We start from the raw sequence: 15,042 nt of genomic DNA on the forward strand, positions 1-15,042 counted from the left end.
CACCCGATGCACCCGATGCACCCCCTCCGCGGACACCACCCCCTACTGCGTCCCCTCCGCACTCCGTCGCAGCGCGTTGCGGAACCCGGTGTTGACCGCCAGCACCCCTCCGTCCACGCACAGTGTGGTCCCGGTGATCCAGGACGCGTCACGGGAAGCGAGGAAGGCGACGGCGGCGGCGATGTCGTCCGGCTCTCCGACCCGCCCCAGCGGATAGAGCTCCGCGGCCACGGCGAGGTCGTCGTCGCGCCCCTCCCACGCCGTGGTGCGGACCGTGCCCGGCGCGACCATGTTGACGCGTACCCCCCGGGGCGCGGCGTGACCGGCGAGAGTGCGGGTCAGGGACATGAGACCCGCCTTCGCGGCGCTGTAGGCGTGGTTGCCGAAGTCCTGGATGCCGTTCACGGAGCCGATATGGACGATCGCGCCGCGGCCGGAGGCCACCAGGTGCGGGAGCGCCGCGCGGGAGCACCGGTAGGCGCCGGTCAGGGTGAGGTCGAGGTCGTGGGCCCACACCTCGTCCGGCTCGTTCTCGAAGAGCGGCTCGTCGGGGGTGCATCCGTAGGCGTTGTTGACCAGGACGTCCAGCGAGCCGAAGGTGTGGGCGGCATGCTCGACGGCTCGCTCGACGGACGCGCGGTCCCCCACGTCGCAGACGTACGCCTCGGCCCGCCCGCCGACGTCACGGATCGATGCGGCCGTCTTCTCCGCCGCGGGCAGGTCCACGTCGGTGAGGAGCACGTGGGCGCCCTCGTCGGCGAACCGGCGGGCGGTGGCCGCCCCGATGCCGCGGGCCGCGCCCGTGATCACAACCCCGTGTCCTTCGAAGCGCCTCATGGCAGTCGTGGCAGTCATGGCAGCGAAGGTACTGCCGTGATCGTCGCGCGGACAGATACCGCGCGCCCATGTCCGCGTTCAGGCAACAACTCCCGGCGCTGACAGGCGTGGTCATCGGTGCCCCCGGCTCGTATCCGGCGATCGTGCGGGGCGACCGGGCCCGCTTCCGCCGGGAGCAGACGGAGCGGTGGGAGGAGCGACGGCCGTCCGTGTACGCCGACCACGCGCGCTGTCTCGAGCGGACGGTCACGCTGACCTATCGGGTAGCCGCCCCTCTCGGGAACGGCCGCGAGGCGTACGACGCGGCGGTCCGTGCGGACCCGGCCTTGTCGACCGACCGCCCGGTGGCGTGCGCCCCTGCACGTACGCGCCGACGTGGAGCAGCGGCGTACGGCGGGGTCCGCGGAGTGGCCCGGGCGGGCCGAGGCGCGGGGGTGTCAGCGGTAGGTCTCGATGACCGCCTGGGCGTCGGGGCCGCCACCGTCGCCGCTCCCGTCCGTCCCGTCCGCGTCCTGGACCTCGACCATGTAGCGCCATGCGTCCGGGCGGCTGCCGTCGCGGTCGGTGAAGCCGTACACCCGGGCGAGCTGCCCGCTGGAGAGGGACCGCCCGTTCCAGCGCGCGACGTCCGGGTCGGTGGCCAGCGCGGCCACGGCACGGCCGACGAAGAACGGGGTCTCGGAGATGCCGAAGTGCGGCACGCGCTCCGCCGCGTCGCGCCAGTTCTCCTCGGTGACGCCGAAGGTCTCGAGCATGAGCTCGGAGCGCAGCCACCCCGGGGTGAGCGCGACCGCGGTGGCGCCGCGCGGGCCCAGTTCGTGTCCCAGCGCGAACGCCATGCGCAGGACCGACGCCTTGGCGAGGTCGTAGAAGAAGGAGACGCGATAGGTGTCCCGGTTGTACTCCGCGGTGCCGTCGGTCATCTCGACGACGAGGCCGCCGGGGTGGCGCAGCAGCAGGGGAAGCGCGTGATGGCTGGTGACGGCGTGCGTCTCGACGGCCAGCCGGAGCAGCCGCAGTCCGTTGTCGAGGTCGTGCTCCCAGACCGGGGCGTCCCACTCGAAGAGCTTCTCGCCGCCCCAGATGTCGTTGACCAGGACATCGAGCCGGCCCTGTTCGTCGTCGACGCGTGCGACCAGGGCCTCGACCTGCACGGGGTCGAGGTGGTCGGTGGGCACGGCGACACCGACGCCGCCCGCCGCGTCCACCAGCTCCGCGGTGTCCTCGATCGTCTCGGGGCGGTCGGACTCCGAGCGCCGTTCGCGGGTGCTGCGCCCGGTCACGTAGACGGTGGCGCCGGCCGCGCCGAGTTCCACGGCGATCCCCCGTCCCGCTCCCCGGGTGGCGCCCGCGACCAGTGCGACCTTGCCTTCCAGCGGCCCTGACATGTCCGACCTCCGTGTTCGTACGTTCTTGCGTCCGTACGGGTGCGTAGTGCCCAACGGTGGCTTCACCGATGGGTCGCTACGAGCGTGACGTGGAAGCCGGACATCTTCTGTCAGGTTTCGGGCGCGTCTGCGTCAGTGGCCGCGCGCGATCCACTCCTCCAGGTGCGGCGCCTCGGCGCCGATGGTGGTCGAGTCGCCGTGCCCGGTGCGAACGACGGTGTCGCCCGGCAGGCCGAGCAGACGCTCGCGGATCGACGTGACGATGGTCGGGAAGTCCGAGTAGGAGCGACCGGTGGCGCCCGGACCGCCCTGGAAGAGGGTGTCGCCGGTGAACACGGTGCCGAGCCCCGCGTCGTAGAGGCAGACCGCGCCGGGGGCGTGGCCGGGCGTGTGCAGGACGGTCAGATCGGCACCTGCCGCCTCGATCACCTGCCCGTCCTGCAGCCAGGCGTCGGGCAGCCGGTCGGGATGGGTCTGCTTCCACAGCGGCAGATCGTCCGGGTGGAGCCAGATCGTGGCGCCGGTGCGCTCGGCGAGGGCGGGCGCGGCGTCGATGTGGTCGTTGTGGGCGTGGGTGCACACGATGGCCAGCAGCCGCCGGTCGCCCACCGCCTCGGCGATGGCGTCGGCGTCGTGCGCGGCGTCGATGACGATCGCCTCGTGGTCGTCCCCGACGATCCACACGTTGTTGTCGACGTCCCAGGTGCCGCCGTCGAGCGAGAAGGTGCCCGAGGTGACGAGGTGTTCGATGCGCGCGGTCATCAGAACATCACCACCGAGCGCAGCACGTCGCCGTGGTGCATCCGCTCGAAGGCGGCCTCGATCTCGTCCAGGGCGATCGTCTCGCTCACGAACGCCTCCAGGTCCAGGCGGCCCTGGAGGTGCAGGTCGATCAGCATCGGGAAGTCGCGGGACGGCAGGCAGTCGCCGTACCAGGACGACTTGAGGGCTCCGCCGCGCCCGAAGACGTCGAGCAGCGGCAGCTCCAGCTTCATCTCCGGGGTCGGGACGCCCACCAGGACGACCGTGCCCGCGAGGTCACGGGCGTAGAACGCCTGCTTGTACGTCTCGGGGCGGCCGACCGCGTCGATGACGACGTCGGCGCCGAAGCCCCCGGTCAGCTCCTGGATCGCCGCGACGGGGTCGGTCGAGCTGGAGTTGACGGTGTGCGTCGCGCCGAGCTTCGAGGCGGTGGTCAGCTTCCGGTCGTCGATGTCGACGGCGATGATCTTCGCGGCGCCGGCCAGCCGGGCCCCCGCGATCGCCGCGTCGCCGACGCCTCCGCAGCCGATGACGGCCACGGAGTCGCCCCGGCCGACGTTGCCGGTGTTGATGGCGGCGCCGATCCCCGCCATCACACCGCAGCCGAGCAGTCCGGCGACCGCCGGGGAGACGGCCGGGTCGACCTTGGTGCACTGTCCGGCGGCGACGAGGGTCTTCTCGGCGAAGGCGCCGATACCCAGGGCCGGGGACAGCTCGGTGCCGTCCGTGAGGGTCATCTTCTGCTTGGCGTTGTGGGTGTTGAAGCAGTACCAGGGCCGCCCGCGCAGACAGGCCCGGCACTGCCCGCACACGGCCCGCCAGTTGAGGATCACGAAGTCGCCGGGTGCGACGTCCGTGACCCCGTCGCCGACCGACTCCACCACGCCCGCGGCCTCGTGGCCGAGCAGGAACGGGAAGTCGTCGTTGATGCCGCCCTGCTTGTAGTGCAGGTCGGTGTGGCAGACCCCGCACGCCTGGATCTTCACCACGGCCTCTCCCGGCCCCGGATCAGGCACGACGATGGTCTCCACGCGCACCGGTTCGTTCTTGCCCGGGGCGATCACGCCACGTACTTCCTGCGCCATGGTGGTGAACCCTTCCGTAGATCGACGTTCGTCGACCGACCCTACGGTGTGACCGACCGGTAGCAGGCCAGGTGGTCTCCGGTCGCCTCGGTCGACGTGTGCCGGGCCGGCCGCCGCCGGTCCCGCGGGAGCGTCACGACGTGCGCCGAACAGGGCCTGGCGGACGCCCTGTTCCGTATGCTCGACGGCCGCCCGCCCACCGGTGCGGGGCTCCCGCCGGGCGGCGCCGATGCGTGGCCGGTCCACCGTGTACGGGGGGCCGACCGGTGCCCGTACGGTGCCGGCGCCGACGTAGCCTGAGGCATCCTCATCCCTTCCCGCAAGGAGCGCCGTGACCATCGCAGGGACGCAAGCCGAACCACCCGCCTGGCGGCTGCTTCTCGGATACGTACGCCCGCACCGGTGGGCGCTGTTCGCGGGCGCCCTGCTGGCACTGACGACCGGTGGCACCGGTCTGCTGCTGCCACTGGTGGCACGCGGGCTCATCGACGACCTGTCGCACGACCGGCCCATCGGGCGGGCGCTGCTCGGCATGGCGGCGCTCGTGGTCACCAACGCTGCGGTGGGCGCGCTGGGTTCGTACGTGCTGCGGCGCACCGCCGAGTCCGTGGTGCTCGGCGCGCGGCGCGCCCTGTCGTCCTATCTGCTGCGGCTGCGCATACCGGCCGTGGACCGCAGCGAGCCCGGCGACCTCATGGCCCGCATCACCTCCGACACGACACTGCTGCGCGAGGTCACCACCGACTCGCTCGTGGGCATCGGCACCGGCGGCCTCACCCTCGTCGCGACGGTGGTGATGATGGGGCTGGTCGACGTGGTGCTGCTCGGAGTCACCCTCGGGGTGATCCTGTGCGCGGGAACGGTGCTCGGCCTGATCGTGCCGCGCATCAACCGGGCCAGCAAGCAGGCGCAGGACGCGGTCGGTGTGATGGGCGCCGCGCTGGAGCGGATCCTCGGGGCACTGCGCACGATCAAGGCGTCGGGGGCCGAGCACCGCGAGGAGCAGACCATCCACGCGGCGGCCGAGGAGTCCTGGCGGCAGAGCGTGCGGGCCGCCAAGTGGTCGGCGGCTGCGGGCAACACGGCGGGGCTCGCGATGCAGATCGCCTTCATCACGGTGCTCGCGGTGGGTGGCGCCCGGGTGGCGACCGGCGCCATCGGCGTCGGCACCCTGGTCGCCTTCCTTCTCTACGTCTTCTACCTCATGTCGCCGATCCAGCAGGTCGTCGGCGCGATCACGCAGTACCAGACCGGCGCCGCGGCGCTCGCCCGGATCCAGGAGGCGCTGCGGCTGCCCGCGGACCCGGCCGCGCTTCCCGTGCCCCTGCCGACGCCCGGCTCCGCGCCCGCCTCGCTCGCCTTCGACGACGTCCGCTTCCGGTACGCCGACGATCTGCAGTACGTCCATCACGGCGTGACGTTCGCCGTGCCTGCCCGCGGGATGACGGCCTTCGTCGGCCCCTCGGGCGCGGGCAAGACCACCGTGTTCTCCCTCATCGAGCGGTTCTACGACCCCGAGGCCGGCGTCATCACGGTGGACGGCCGTCCGCTGGAGGACTGGAACCTGTCGCAGCTCAGGTCCGCCATCGGATACGTGGAGCAGGACGCCCCGGTCCTGTCGGGTTCCCTGCGGGACAACCTGCTGCTGGGCAACCCGGAGGCCGACGAGGCGGAGGTGACCCGGGTGGTGAGGACGACGCGTCTGGACGGGCTGGTGGCCCGGCTGCCGCGTGGTCTCGACACGCTGGTCGGGCACCGTGGCACCAAGCTGTCGGGGGGTGAACGCCAGCGTGTCGCGATCGGCCGCGCCCTGCTGCGCCGCCCCCGCCTGCTGCTCCTCGACGAGGCGACCTCGCAGCTCGACGCCGTGAACGAGGCCGCGCTGCGGGACACGGTCGCCGATGTCGCGCGGACGACCACGGTGCTCGTCGTCGCGCACCGGCTGTCCACCGTCACGATGGCCGACCGCATCGTCGTCATGGACGCGGGCCGGGTGCGCGCCGTGGGAACCCACCGGGAACTTGTGGCGGGAGACCCCCTCTACGCGGAGCTGGCCGCCACACAGTTCCTCGCCACGGCGGGCTGAGGCTCCGCGCCGTCATGCCGGCGCGCCCGCAGAACGCAGACCCCTTCACCGGGCGAACAGGGGGCGGGCGCGACCCTGCCCCCGGCACGCGTGCCGGGGGCAGGGTGTGCGGGGCTCGGCCGACCGCTCAGGCCTCGATGCCCGGGAGCAACCCGGTGACGGGGGCGGCCAGGTCGGTGAGCTGGTGCAGCTGGTTCAGGTCGTTCAGGTGGTTGAGCCCGGCCAGCTGGTTGGAGATCCGCGGGATGGCGTTCTGCTGCTCGGCCGGGAGGCCGCTCGTCGCGAGCGTGTCGAGCTGGGTGATCGGGTTCAGCCGTCCCGCGTCCGGGGCCTCGGGGGCGGCCGCGGAGGCCATCGGCGCGGCGAGGCCCGTGACACCGACGGCGAGACCAACGGCGGCGACCATACGTCGTGTTGAGATCATGCCCTCAGCAACGGCACCGGACCCCGCCCGGTCACGGCCGGACCCCGCCGCTCACCCGAGAGGCTCATCGTGCGGGCTGGGCTTGCCGTGAGCTGTGCGGCGGAGGAGTCTCGGAGGAGAGGCCCCTCGCGGCCCGCTCCTTACCGGGCCGCGGCCTTTCGAGGAGGTCATTTCATGGGCACCAGGGCAGGCCCCGCCTTCGACACGGAAGCGCTGCGGCGCGGAATCGAAGGACACGACCCGGCGGACATGCTTGCGCTGTACGCGGACGACGCGGAGATTCGGATCGTCGACCGCAACACGCAGCCCAGTCACCCGATGGTGAAACACGGTCGTGGCGAGATCGCCGACATGCTGAACGACGTCTACAGCCGGGACATGATCCACAAGCTCGAACAGTGTGTCATCCAGGGCGACCACGTCGCCTTCACCGAGTCCTGCCTCTACCCGGACGGCGTGCGGGTTCTGGCCAGCTCGATGATGTCGCTGCGGGACGGCAAGATCGTCGAACACACGCTGCTTCAGGCATGGGACGAGTAGGGAGGAACTGGCCGAAGGTCCAGGTGTCCTCCCGTCTGACCTGGACCTTCTCGGCCAAGGTGGCTATGGGGCGGTCGCGGTCGCCCCGGACTCGGCGGCCACGACCAGTTTCCGCAGCAGGTCTGCGAGTGTCCGCTTCTCTGCTGCGGTCAGCACTGCGAGCAGCGCGTTCTCACCCTCGTCCTCCGACACCGCGTGCTGTTCGAACGCGGCGTATCCGGCGTCGGTGAGCCGTACCTCCACCCGCCGTCGGTCGGCCGCCTCGTGCGTACGGGTGATCAGTCCCGCCTCCTCCAGGGGGGCGAGCCGCGCCGAAAGGGCGCCGCGGGTCAGCCCGAGCAGGTCGGCGAGGTGCGACGGGCTCGCCGCGTACGGCGGGCCGGCCCTGCGCAGCATCAGGAGCACCTTGAACTGCCAGTGCCGCAGTCCGTCCGAGTCGAGGGTGTCCCGGCGGGCCTGCGCGGCGTGCCGGGCCAGGATCGCGAGCCGGGCGAAGATCGCCTCCTTGACCGGGTCCATCCAGTCGAGTTCCTTCGACCAGAGCGCCACGTGCCGGTCGACGGAGTCCCCGTTCGAGGACTGCCGCCCCGTGTGCTCCCCCACGCCCACCTCCGAAAGTGGTTTTCTTGTGGATAGTTTTTCTGATTACTACCGTCGTCGCCATGACGAACACCACGAGCAACGCCGTCGGAGCGGTCGTGTCGACCGACGAACTCCTCGCAGCCGCACGTGAGTTGAGGATCGCAGGGCGATGGGAGCGTGCGACGGCCCTACTGGACCGCGCCGAGGTGACCGATGCGCGGGCCCGCGTCCGGCTCGCGGTCGCCGCCGCCGAAGTCGCCCTGGAGAGCGACTGGTTCGGCGGGACCGCTCTGGCGGCGGCCAGGCTCGCGGCCGCCGAGAGAGTCTTCGAGGACACCACAAGAGACGCGGCCGAAGGGGTGGCCGGAACGTCGGTCGCGGAGCCCACCGAGGTCATCGCAGGCGCGTCGCCCCTCCACAGTCGCTGGGACCTGGACTTCCTGCGGCTGCGTCACGGCTACCGGCAACAGCTGTACGTCGACGGCGTGTTCCGGCTCGGCCCCGACGGCAAGGACCCGGCCGTCCTCACCTCGCTGCGCGGCTTCGCCGTGGGTCTGCGGGACCGGGCCCCGGACAGTGTCCGCCGCGGATGGGCGGAGATGTACCTGGGTCTCATCGCCGACAACCTCTTCGCCGAGCGGGACTTCGCGCCCTCGCACTACGAAGCGGCCCTGCGCGCCGGCGAGTTCGGCGACGACCTTCTGTCCCGCGAGGCGCTGCGACACCTCGGCGATCACGATCACGACACCGGTGACCCCGTACGGGCACGGGAACGCTGGACCCGGGCGACCGAGCTCGGCGCCCGGGCCGGAACCGTCCCCGGCACCCTCTCGCAGCAACTGCTCCTGGCGGTCCTGGCCCGCGACGCGGGTGACGACGCCGGGGCCGCGGCGCTGGCCCGTGAGGTCGCCCGCTGGGCACGGGCCGTCGGCGCCGTGAGCGTCGCGGCGCAGGCGGAGGCGTTCCTGGACGGGGCCGACCCGACGGCACCGCCCACGGCCGGCGAGCACAGCGACTGATCAGACCGGCGACGGTGGCCGCGACTCCGGGGACGTCGGCTTCGAGTCCGTGCCGTGCATCGGGCCTCGCTGATCATGCCGGTGCCGGGCGGCGTCGGCCCGACGACGATCGCCGTCGTCGCCGTGCCGCCGGCGCGGACCGCCACGGGCGCCGCCCGCCGACCCGGCGGCCGAGGTGTGCGCTCAGCGCATCCACGCGCTGTACGACATCACGTCCCCGGCCCGGACGCCGACCTCGGCGTCGCCCTTCGTGACGGTGTCCTCCAGGCCGAGTACGGCGCCGGTCGCCGGGTCCAGGATCAGCATCCGGCGCACGTCGTGCGTGGTGTCGTCGTACACGTACGCCTGTCCCGGGCGGCCCAGCCGGTCGGTGACCGCGCCGGCCGGGCGCAGGTCCTTCGCGTCGGCCAGGAGGCGGACCAGTGCGGCGTTCTCGCGCGAACCGAGGGTCCAGTTGTCCAACAACTCGGCCACACCGTCGAGGAGTTCGGGCGTACCCAGCGGGCCGGTGCGGTCGAGTTCGTCGAGGTAGGCGCGCAGCCGGGTGGTGTCGTGCGGCGGGGTCGCCAGGGGCGGGGCGTCGCTCCAGCTGGGCGGGTAGGTCCGCCTGCTGAGGACATGGCCGTCCTCGACGATGCGCGGGACGGGGTCCGCGCCGGTGATGACGGGCCTGCCCGGGTGGCGGGGGTCGGTGGCCACGACGAGTTCCGTGTGCGTGCCGTCGGCCCGCCAGCGGATCACGCGTTCCTCGGGCAGTGTGACCGGCGGCCTGGCGCCGGGGCCCGAGGTCATGCCGAGGCTCCAGGTCTGCACATGGGTGCCCTGGCGCAGCCGGAGGGAGCGGTCGGCCGCCGCCCGCTCGGCCATCCGGTCCAGGGGTACGGGGGTGGAGCCGGACTCGAGCAGCAGGGGGCGGGGCTCGGCCACCGCGGGCGTGGTCGCCGAGCCCGACAGCACAACCGTCAGGACGACCACGCCGACGGCGGCAGCGGACCCGACGCTCAGGGCCCAGCGGCGCAGTCGGCGGGGGCGCCCGCTGTGCAGCAGCCGGTTGAGGCGGCGCTCGGCGTGCTGGTCGAGCGGCCGGTCGTGGAAGCGGCCGTCGTCGGACGGTACCGGGTTGGCGCGGCGCAGGAGGTCGAGTTCATCAGCCATGGCCGTGCTCCTTCGGGGTGTCGTGGCGGGGCGTCGCGGTGCCGGGGGCAACGGTGGGATGGGGACGGTCGATCTCGGCTCTGAGCCGGCGCCGGGCGCGGTGCAGGCGCATCGCCGCGGCACGGGTGCCGCAGCCGAGGGCGACGGCGACCTCGTCGACGCCGAGTTCCTCCCAGGCCGTGAGGCGCAGTATTTCCTGGTCCGCCGGTGAGAGCCGGGCCAGTGCCTCGTGCACCCAGTCGCCCGGCGACCCGGAGTCGGGGCTTTCGACCACCTGTCTGCCGTGCGCGCTCTCGTCGTTGCCGAGCCGGTCCAGGAGTCTGCGGCGCCGCCCGTAGCCGCGTACGACGTTGGCCAGGCAGTGGCGCGCCACCCCGTAGAGCCAGGGAAGCGGGGACGGCGGAAGGTCGGACCGGCGCCGCCAGGCGACGGTGAAGACCTCCGCCACCACCTCCTCCACGTCACTGCTCCGGCCGTCCAGTCGCCTCGCCACGTAGCGGCTGACCGCCCAGTAGTGCTCGCGATAGGCAGCGGCGAAGGTCTCGTCGTTGCTCATGATCCGTATGTGTCCGGCAGTCCTGCGAACGTCACAGCCGCGGGTGTGACGCTCGTCGCTTCCCTCCAGTGTGACCGTGGCCCCGGCGCCGGACACAGGCGGGGCATGGAGAGCACCACTGTCACGACGCCGCCCGCAGCCGTTCCCGGGCGTCCGCGTCGTCCCGGAAAGGCCGCGGTGAAGTGGCTGACCACCACGGACCACAAGACGATCGGCACGCTGTATCTGGTCACGGCGTTCGGCTTCTTCTGCATCGGCGGGGTGATGGCGCTGCTGATGCGCGCCGAGCTGGCCCGGCCGGGACTGCAGATCATGTCGAACGAGCAGTTCAACCAGGCGTTCACGATGCACGGCACGATCATGCTGCTGATGTTCGCGACGCCGCTGTTCGCCGGCTTCGCGAACTGGATCATGCCGTTGCAGATCGGCGCGCCCGACGTGGCGTTCCCGCGGCTGAACATGTTCGCGTACTGGCTCTACCTCTTCGGCTCGCTGATCGCGGTGGGTGGCTTCCTCACTCCGCAGGGCGCGGCGGACTTCGGCTGGTTCGCGTACGCGCCGCTGTCGGACGCGGTGCGTTCGCCGGGCGTCGGCGCCGACATGTGGATCATGGGTCTGGCCTTCTCCGGCTTCGGCACGATCCTCGGTGCGGTCAACTTCATCACCACGATCATCTGCATGCGCGCTCCCGGCATGACGATGTTCCGGATGCCGATCTTCGTGTGGAACGTGCTGCTCACGGGTGTGCTGGTGCTGCTGGCCTTCCCGGTCCTGGCCGCGGCCCTGTTCGCGCTGGAGGCGGACCGCAAGTTCGGCGCCCATGTCTTCGACGCGTCGAACGGAGGGGCGTTGCTGTGGCAGCACCTCTTCTGGTTCTTCGGGCATCCGGAGGTGTACATCATCGCCCTGCCGTTCTTCGGCATCATCTCCGAGGTCATCCCGGTGTTCTCGCGCAAGCCGATGTTCGGTTACATGGGCCTGATCGGCGCGACCATCGCGATCGCCGGTCTGTCCGTGACCGTGTGGGCGCACCACATGTACGTCACCGGTGGCGTACTGCTCCCGTTCTTCTCCTTCATGACGTTCCTCATCGCCGTACCGACCGGAGTGAAGTTCTTCAACTGGATCGGAACGATGTGGAAGGGCTCGCTGTCCTTCGAGACCCCGATGCTCTGGGCCACCGGCTTCCTCATCACCTTCGTCTTCGGCGGTCTGACGGGCGTGATGCTCGCGTCGCCGCCGATGGACTTCCCCGTCTCGGACAGCTACTTCGTGGTGGCGCACTTCCACTACGTGATCTTCGGTACGGTCGTGTTCGCGATGTTCTCGGGCTTCCACTTCTGGTGGCCGAAGATGACGGGCAGGATGCTCGACGAGCGGCTCGGCAAGATCACCTTCTGGACGCTGTTCGTGGGCTTCCACGGCACGTTCCTGGTGCAGCACTGGCTGGGCGCGGGCGGCATGCAGCGCCGCATCCCCGACTACCTGGCGGTGGAGGGTCTGACCACCCTCAACACGGTGTCGACCATCTTCTCCTTCCTGCTCGGCAGCTCCCTCCTGCCGTTCTTCTACAACATCTGGAAGACCGCCAAGTACGGCCAGAAGATCGAGGTCGACGACCCCTGGGGGTACGGCCGTTCACTGGAGTGGGCCACGTCCTGCCCGCCGCCGCGCCACAACTTCCTGACCCTGCCGCGGATCCGCAGCGAATCCCCCGCCTTCGATCTCCACCATCCGGAGATCGGCGCCGCCCGTCCGCAGCTGGAGACGACGCGCGAGGAACTGCGATGACGGCCATGGACGACCGCCCGCTCGATCCGCGGGCCCTCATCAGTGAGGTGGAGGGCCATCTGCTCATCGAGGCCACACGGGCCGAGGGACGGGCGCGGGCGGCTCGCTTCGCCCGGTCGCTGGCATGGCTGACGGACACCCAGCGGGAGGAGGTGGAGGAGTCCTACGTGGACGACTACCTGGAGCTCACGCGCCGTTCCTGGGAACGGACGGCACGGCGCGGCCGGGAGCTGCGGGCCGAGTACGAGGCGACGTACCGCGCGCTGCGGCTGCGGCTGTGCTCCGCGTTCCTCCTCGGCGCGGTCGTCGTGGCCTGGGTGACCCTCACCTCGGTGAGCGCGCGCTGACCGCTGGGACGGCCGGTGCCGCAGAAGCGGGCGGTGCGCGGCTCGGGGCGGTCTATTCGACCTCGGCCCAGTCGAGGGTCCGCTGCACCGCCTTCTTCCATGCCGCGTACCCCTCCTCGCGCCGGTCGTCGGACCACTCGGGTTCCCAGCGTCTGGACTCCTGCCAGTGGGTGCGCAGTTCGTCGGTGTTCTGCCAGAAGCCGGTGGCCAGGCCCGCCGCGTAGGCCGCGCCGAGCGCGGTGGTCTCGGCGACGACGGGGCGGCTGACCGGTACGCCGAGGACGTCGGCCTGGATCTGCATGCACAGGTCGTTGGCGGTCACCCCGCCGTCGACCTTGAGCACGTCGAGGTGGACTCCGGAGTCCTGTTCCATGGCCGCGACGACGTCACGGCTCTGGTAGCAGATGGCTTCCAGGGTGGCCCGGGCCAGATGACCGTTGTCGTTGTAGCGGGCGAGGCCGACGATGGCGCCGCGGGCGTCGGAGCGCCAGTAGGGGGCGAACAGACCCGAGAAGGCGGGGACGAAGTACACGCCTCCGTTGTCCTCGACGGTACGGGCCAGCGTCTCGCTCTCCGCCGCGTTCTTGATGATCTTCATCTGGTCGCGCAGCCACTGCACCGCGGACCCGGTGACCGCGATGGAGCCCTCCAGGGCGTAGACCGCCGGACTGTCGCCGAACCGGTAGGCCACGTTGGTGAGGAGGCCGTGCTGCGAACGGACCGGTTCCGTACCGGTGTTGAGGACCAGGAAGTTGCCGGTGCCGTAGGTGTTCTTGGCCTCGCCGGGCGCGTAGCAGACCTGTCCGACGGTGGCCGCCTGCTGGTCGCCGAGCACCCCGGTGACGGGGACGGCGGCCCGCAGGGGCCGGGAGGTGCTTGTCACCCCGTACGCCTCGCGGTGGGACGAGGCGTTGATGGTGGGCAGCATCCTCCGCGGGATGTCGAAGAATCCCAGCAGTTCGTCGTCCCAGTCGAGGGTCTCCAGGTCCATCAGCATGGTGCGGCTGGCGTTGGTCACGTCGGTGGCGTGGATGCCTCCGTGCGGGCCGCCGGTGAGGTTCCACAGGACCCAGCAGTCCGTGTTGCCGAAGACGGCGTGGCCCCTTTCCGCCGCCTCGCGGACGCCGTCCACGTTCTCCAGGATCCACTGGATCTTGCCGCCGGAGAAGTACGTCGCCGGCGGCAGGCCCGCCTTGCGGCGGATGACGTCGCCCCGGCCCGATCGTTCCAGGGCCGCGGCGATGGAGTCGGTGCGGGTGTCCTGCCAGACGATCGCGTTGTAGTAGGGGCGGCCATTGCGCGGGTCCCAGACGACGGTGGTCTCGCGCTGGTTGGTGATGCCGATCGCCGCCAGGTCGCTCGCGGACAGGTTCCCGTTCCGCAGCGCGTTCTGGATCACCGAGTCGGTGCGCTCCCAGATCTCCACCGGGTCGTGCTCGACCCATCCGGAGCGCGGCAGGATCTGGGTGTGCTCCAGCTGGTGCTTCGCCACCTCGTTGCCCGCATGGTCGAAGATCATGAACCGGCTACTGGTGGTCCCCTGGTCCACGGCGCCGACGAAGTCAGCCATGGGTGCCGCCTTCTGCGTAGGTGTCAGCCCTCGGAGGCCGGGACACGGCCGGCGGGCTCCGGCTCCGCCGCGGGCAGGAACCGTCCGACGACGCCCTTGTACAGCGCCCCGCCGAGCAGACCGCCGACCAGCGGGCCGACGATCGGCACCCAGAAGTAGAAGTTTCCGTACTGGTCCCGCCACGCACTGCGATACCCGGTGAGGTAACTGGCCAGTCGGGGGCCGAAGTCGCGCGCGGGGTTGATGGCGTAGCCCGCGTTGGTGCCCCAGGCCATACCGATGCCGACCACGACCAGACCGGTGATGAACGCGCCCAGGTTGGCGCCGGGGGGTGTGTTGAGCAGGTCCGTGATGGCCAGGATCAGGAGCAGCAGCAGGGCGGTGCCGATGACCTGGTCGCGAAACGCGCCCCACTCGTGGACCGGCAGGTTCGGGTTGCCGTTGGCCGGCAGCGTGGAGAACACCGTCTGCGTCTTGAAGGTGTGGCCGGGGTCGGCCTTCGCCAGTGCCTCGGTGTAGTTCCAGCGCACGAGGAGCGCCGCGACGAAGGCGCCGACCGTCTGGGCGAGCGCGTACGGCGCCACCTTGCGCCAGGGGAATCCCTTGAACGTGGCCAGCGTCACCGTCACCGCGGGGTTCAGATGGGCGCCGCTGAGACGGGCCGCGACGTAGACACCCATGGTGACTCCGATGCCCCACGCCCAGGAGATGCTGTCGTGGTCGCCGAGTCCGCCCGGTGGGGTCGTGAGCGCGCCGCCGGCGACCACCTGCGCCACCACGGCGGATCCGAAGAGGATCAGCACCATGGTGCCGACGAATTCGGCGGCCATCTCGCCGACCAGGCCCAGCCTGTCGAACCGCTCCGTCATGCAAGCCCGCTTCCCGCCGGCTCATGACCGG

The 15,042-nt window shown here is 71.2% G+C and carries 15 protein-coding genes and 1 pseudogene; 6 read left to right on the forward strand and 10 right to left on the reverse strand.

Features of this window, described 5'->3' with window-relative positions; genetic code table 11:
• Positions 1 to 42: 42 nt before the first annotated feature.
• Positions 43 to 855 (reverse strand): SDR family NAD(P)-dependent oxidoreductase, encoded by an 813-nt coding sequence (locus OG199_RS05650; RefSeq protein ID WP_356804640.1) that lies wholly within the window; start codon positions 853 to 855, stop codon positions 43 to 45.
• A 50-nt stretch (positions 856 to 905) separates the two neighbouring features.
• On the opposite strand from OG199_RS05650, the pseudogene OG199_RS05655 reads away from it, so the two are divergent.
• Positions 906 to 1,122: pseudogene (locus OG199_RS05655) on the forward strand (hypothetical protein); the annotation flags it as partial.
• A 152-nt stretch (positions 1,123 to 1,274) separates the two neighbouring features.
• Here the strand turns inward: OG199_RS05655 and OG199_RS05660 are convergent.
• From OG199_RS05660 to OG199_RS05670, 3 genes are all read right to left on the reverse strand, one after another.
• Positions 1,275 to 2,225: an SDR family oxidoreductase gene (locus tag OG199_RS05660; RefSeq protein WP_405828337.1), complete on the reverse strand. Its 951-nt coding sequence runs from the start codon at positions 2,223 to 2,225 to the stop codon at positions 1,275 to 1,277.
• A gap of 132 nt (positions 2,226 to 2,357) precedes the next feature.
• Positions 2,358 to 2,987 carry an MBL fold metallo-hydrolase gene (locus OG199_RS05665; RefSeq protein WP_266705323.1) on the reverse strand — a complete coding sequence of 210 codons (630 nt, stop codon included), beginning with the start codon at positions 2,985 to 2,987 and terminating at the stop codon, positions 2,358 to 2,360.
• On the reverse strand, positions 2,987 to 4,072 hold the full coding sequence (locus OG199_RS05670; RefSeq protein WP_356804643.1) for an S-(hydroxymethyl)mycothiol dehydrogenase: 1,086 nt from the start codon (positions 4,070 to 4,072) through the stop codon (positions 2,987 to 2,989). Before OG199_RS05670 ends, OG199_RS05665 begins: the two co-directional genes overlap by 1 nt.
• 331 nt (positions 4,073 to 4,403) lie before the next feature.
• On the opposite strand from OG199_RS05670, the gene OG199_RS05675 reads away from it, so the two are divergent.
• Positions 4,404 to 6,158, forward strand: a complete 1,755-nt coding sequence (locus OG199_RS05675) for an ABC transporter ATP-binding protein (protein ID WP_405828340.1) — start codon at positions 4,404 to 4,406, stop codon at positions 6,156 to 6,158.
• A gap of 127 nt (positions 6,159 to 6,285) precedes the next feature.
• Here the strand turns inward: OG199_RS05675 and OG199_RS05680 are convergent, their stop codons facing one another.
• Positions 6,286 to 6,582 (reverse strand): hypothetical protein, encoded by a 297-nt coding sequence (locus tag OG199_RS05680; RefSeq protein ID WP_356804647.1) that lies wholly within the window; start codon positions 6,580 to 6,582, stop codon positions 6,286 to 6,288.
• A 174-nt stretch (positions 6,583 to 6,756) separates the two neighbouring features.
• On the opposite strand from OG199_RS05680, the gene OG199_RS05685 reads away from it, so the two are divergent.
• Positions 6,757 to 7,122, forward strand: coding sequence for a nuclear transport factor 2 family protein (locus OG199_RS05685; RefSeq protein WP_356804649.1), 366 nt, complete (start codon positions 6,757 to 6,759; stop codon positions 7,120 to 7,122).
• 63 nt (positions 7,123 to 7,185) lie between these two features.
• On the opposite strand, the gene OG199_RS05690 is transcribed toward OG199_RS05685, so the two are convergent.
• Positions 7,186 to 7,725: a MarR family transcriptional regulator gene (locus OG199_RS05690; RefSeq protein WP_356804651.1), complete on the reverse strand. Its 540-nt coding sequence runs from the start codon at positions 7,723 to 7,725 to the stop codon at positions 7,186 to 7,188.
• A gap of 59 nt (positions 7,726 to 7,784) precedes the next feature.
• Between OG199_RS05690 and OG199_RS05695 the strand changes: the two genes are divergently transcribed.
• Positions 7,785 to 8,723: a hypothetical protein gene (locus OG199_RS05695; protein ID WP_405828342.1), complete on the forward strand. Its 939-nt coding sequence runs from the start codon at positions 7,785 to 7,787 to the stop codon at positions 8,721 to 8,723.
• A gap of 183 nt (positions 8,724 to 8,906) precedes the next feature.
• Here the strand turns inward: OG199_RS05695 and OG199_RS05700 are convergent, their stop codons facing one another.
• Positions 8,907 to 9,878 (reverse strand): CU044_5270 family protein, encoded by a 972-nt coding sequence (locus tag OG199_RS05700; RefSeq protein ID WP_405828344.1) that lies wholly within the window; start codon positions 9,876 to 9,878, stop codon positions 8,907 to 8,909.
• A complete protein-coding gene (locus tag OG199_RS05705; protein ID WP_401809033.1) occupies positions 9,871 to 10,434 on the reverse strand; it encodes an RNA polymerase sigma factor in 564 nt (187 codons plus the stop codon). Before OG199_RS05705 ends, OG199_RS05700 begins: the two co-directional genes overlap by 8 nt.
• Positions 10,435 to 10,539: 105 nt before the next feature.
• On the opposite strand from OG199_RS05705, the gene ctaD reads away from it, so the two are divergent.
• Both ctaD and OG199_RS05715 read left to right on the forward strand, forming a co-directional pair.
• Entirely contained in the window at positions 10,540 to 12,225 is a 1,686-nt protein-coding gene (gene ctaD / locus OG199_RS05710) for a cytochrome c oxidase subunit I (protein WP_405828346.1), read from the forward strand.
• Entirely contained in the window at positions 12,222 to 12,572 is a 351-nt protein-coding gene (locus tag OG199_RS05715; RefSeq protein WP_356801106.1) for a hypothetical protein, read from the forward strand. The genes ctaD and OG199_RS05715 overlap by 4 nt, the downstream gene beginning before the upstream one ends.
• A gap of 52 nt (positions 12,573 to 12,624) precedes the next feature.
• Here the strand turns inward: OG199_RS05715 and glpK are convergent, their stop codons facing one another.
• Both glpK and OG199_RS05725 read right to left on the reverse strand, forming a co-directional pair.
• Positions 12,625 to 14,142, reverse strand: coding sequence for a glycerol kinase GlpK (gene glpK, locus OG199_RS05720; RefSeq protein ID WP_405828348.1), 1,518 nt, complete (start codon positions 14,140 to 14,142; stop codon positions 12,625 to 12,627).
• A gap of 23 nt (positions 14,143 to 14,165) precedes the next feature.
• Positions 14,166 to 15,011 carry an MIP/aquaporin family protein gene (locus tag OG199_RS05725; protein ID WP_356801108.1) on the reverse strand — a complete coding sequence of 282 codons (846 nt, stop codon included), beginning with the start codon at positions 15,009 to 15,011 and terminating at the stop codon, positions 14,166 to 14,168.
• Positions 15,012 to 15,042: the final 31 nt, after the last annotated feature.

The organism is Streptomyces sp. NBC_01176 (assembly GCF_045039825.1).
In the GTDB taxonomy this organism is placed as follows: domain Bacteria; phylum Actinomycetota; class Actinomycetes; order Streptomycetales; family Streptomycetaceae; genus Streptomyces.

Bases quoted from the DNA above. Each gene is read 5' to 3' on its own strand.
- OG199_RS05650 (WP_356804640.1), bottom strand. From the start codon at position 855: ATGACTGCCACGACTGCCATGAGGCGCTTCGAAGGACACGGGGTTGTG.
- OG199_RS05660 (WP_405828337.1), bottom strand. From the start codon at position 2,225: ATGTCAGGGCCGCTGGAAGGCAAGGTCGCACTGGTCGCGGGCGCCACC.
- OG199_RS05665 (WP_266705323.1), bottom strand. From the start codon at position 2,987: ATGACCGCGCGCATCGAACACCTCGTCACCTCGGGCACCTTCTCGCTC.
- OG199_RS05670 (WP_356804643.1), bottom strand. From the start codon at position 4,072: ATGGCGCAGGAAGTACGTGGCGTGATCGCCCCGGGCAAGAACGAACCG.
- OG199_RS05680 (WP_356804647.1), bottom strand. From the start codon at position 6,582: ATGATCTCAACACGACGTATGGTCGCCGCCGTTGGTCTCGCCGTCGGT.
- OG199_RS05685 (WP_356804649.1), top strand. From the start codon at position 6,757: ATGGGCACCAGGGCAGGCCCCGCCTTCGACACGGAAGCGCTGCGGCGC.
- OG199_RS05695 (WP_405828342.1), top strand. From the start codon at position 7,785: ATGACGAACACCACGAGCAACGCCGTCGGAGCGGTCGTGTCGACCGAC.
- OG199_RS05700 (WP_405828344.1), bottom strand. From the start codon at position 9,878: ATGGCTGATGAACTCGACCTCCTGCGCCGCGCCAACCCGGTACCGTCC.
- OG199_RS05705 (WP_401809033.1), bottom strand. From the start codon at position 10,434: ATGAGCAACGACGAGACCTTCGCCGCTGCCTATCGCGAGCACTACTGG.
- ctaD (WP_405828346.1), top strand. From the start codon at position 10,540: ATGGAGAGCACCACTGTCACGACGCCGCCCGCAGCCGTTCCCGGGCGT.
- OG199_RS05715 (WP_356801106.1), top strand. From the start codon at position 12,222: ATGACGGCCATGGACGACCGCCCGCTCGATCCGCGGGCCCTCATCAGT.
- glpK (WP_405828348.1), bottom strand. From the start codon at position 14,142: ATGGCTGACTTCGTCGGCGCCGTGGACCAGGGGACCACCAGTAGCCGG.
- OG199_RS05725 (WP_356801108.1), bottom strand. From the start codon at position 15,011: ATGACGGAGCGGTTCGACAGGCTGGGCCTGGTCGGCGAGATGGCCGCC.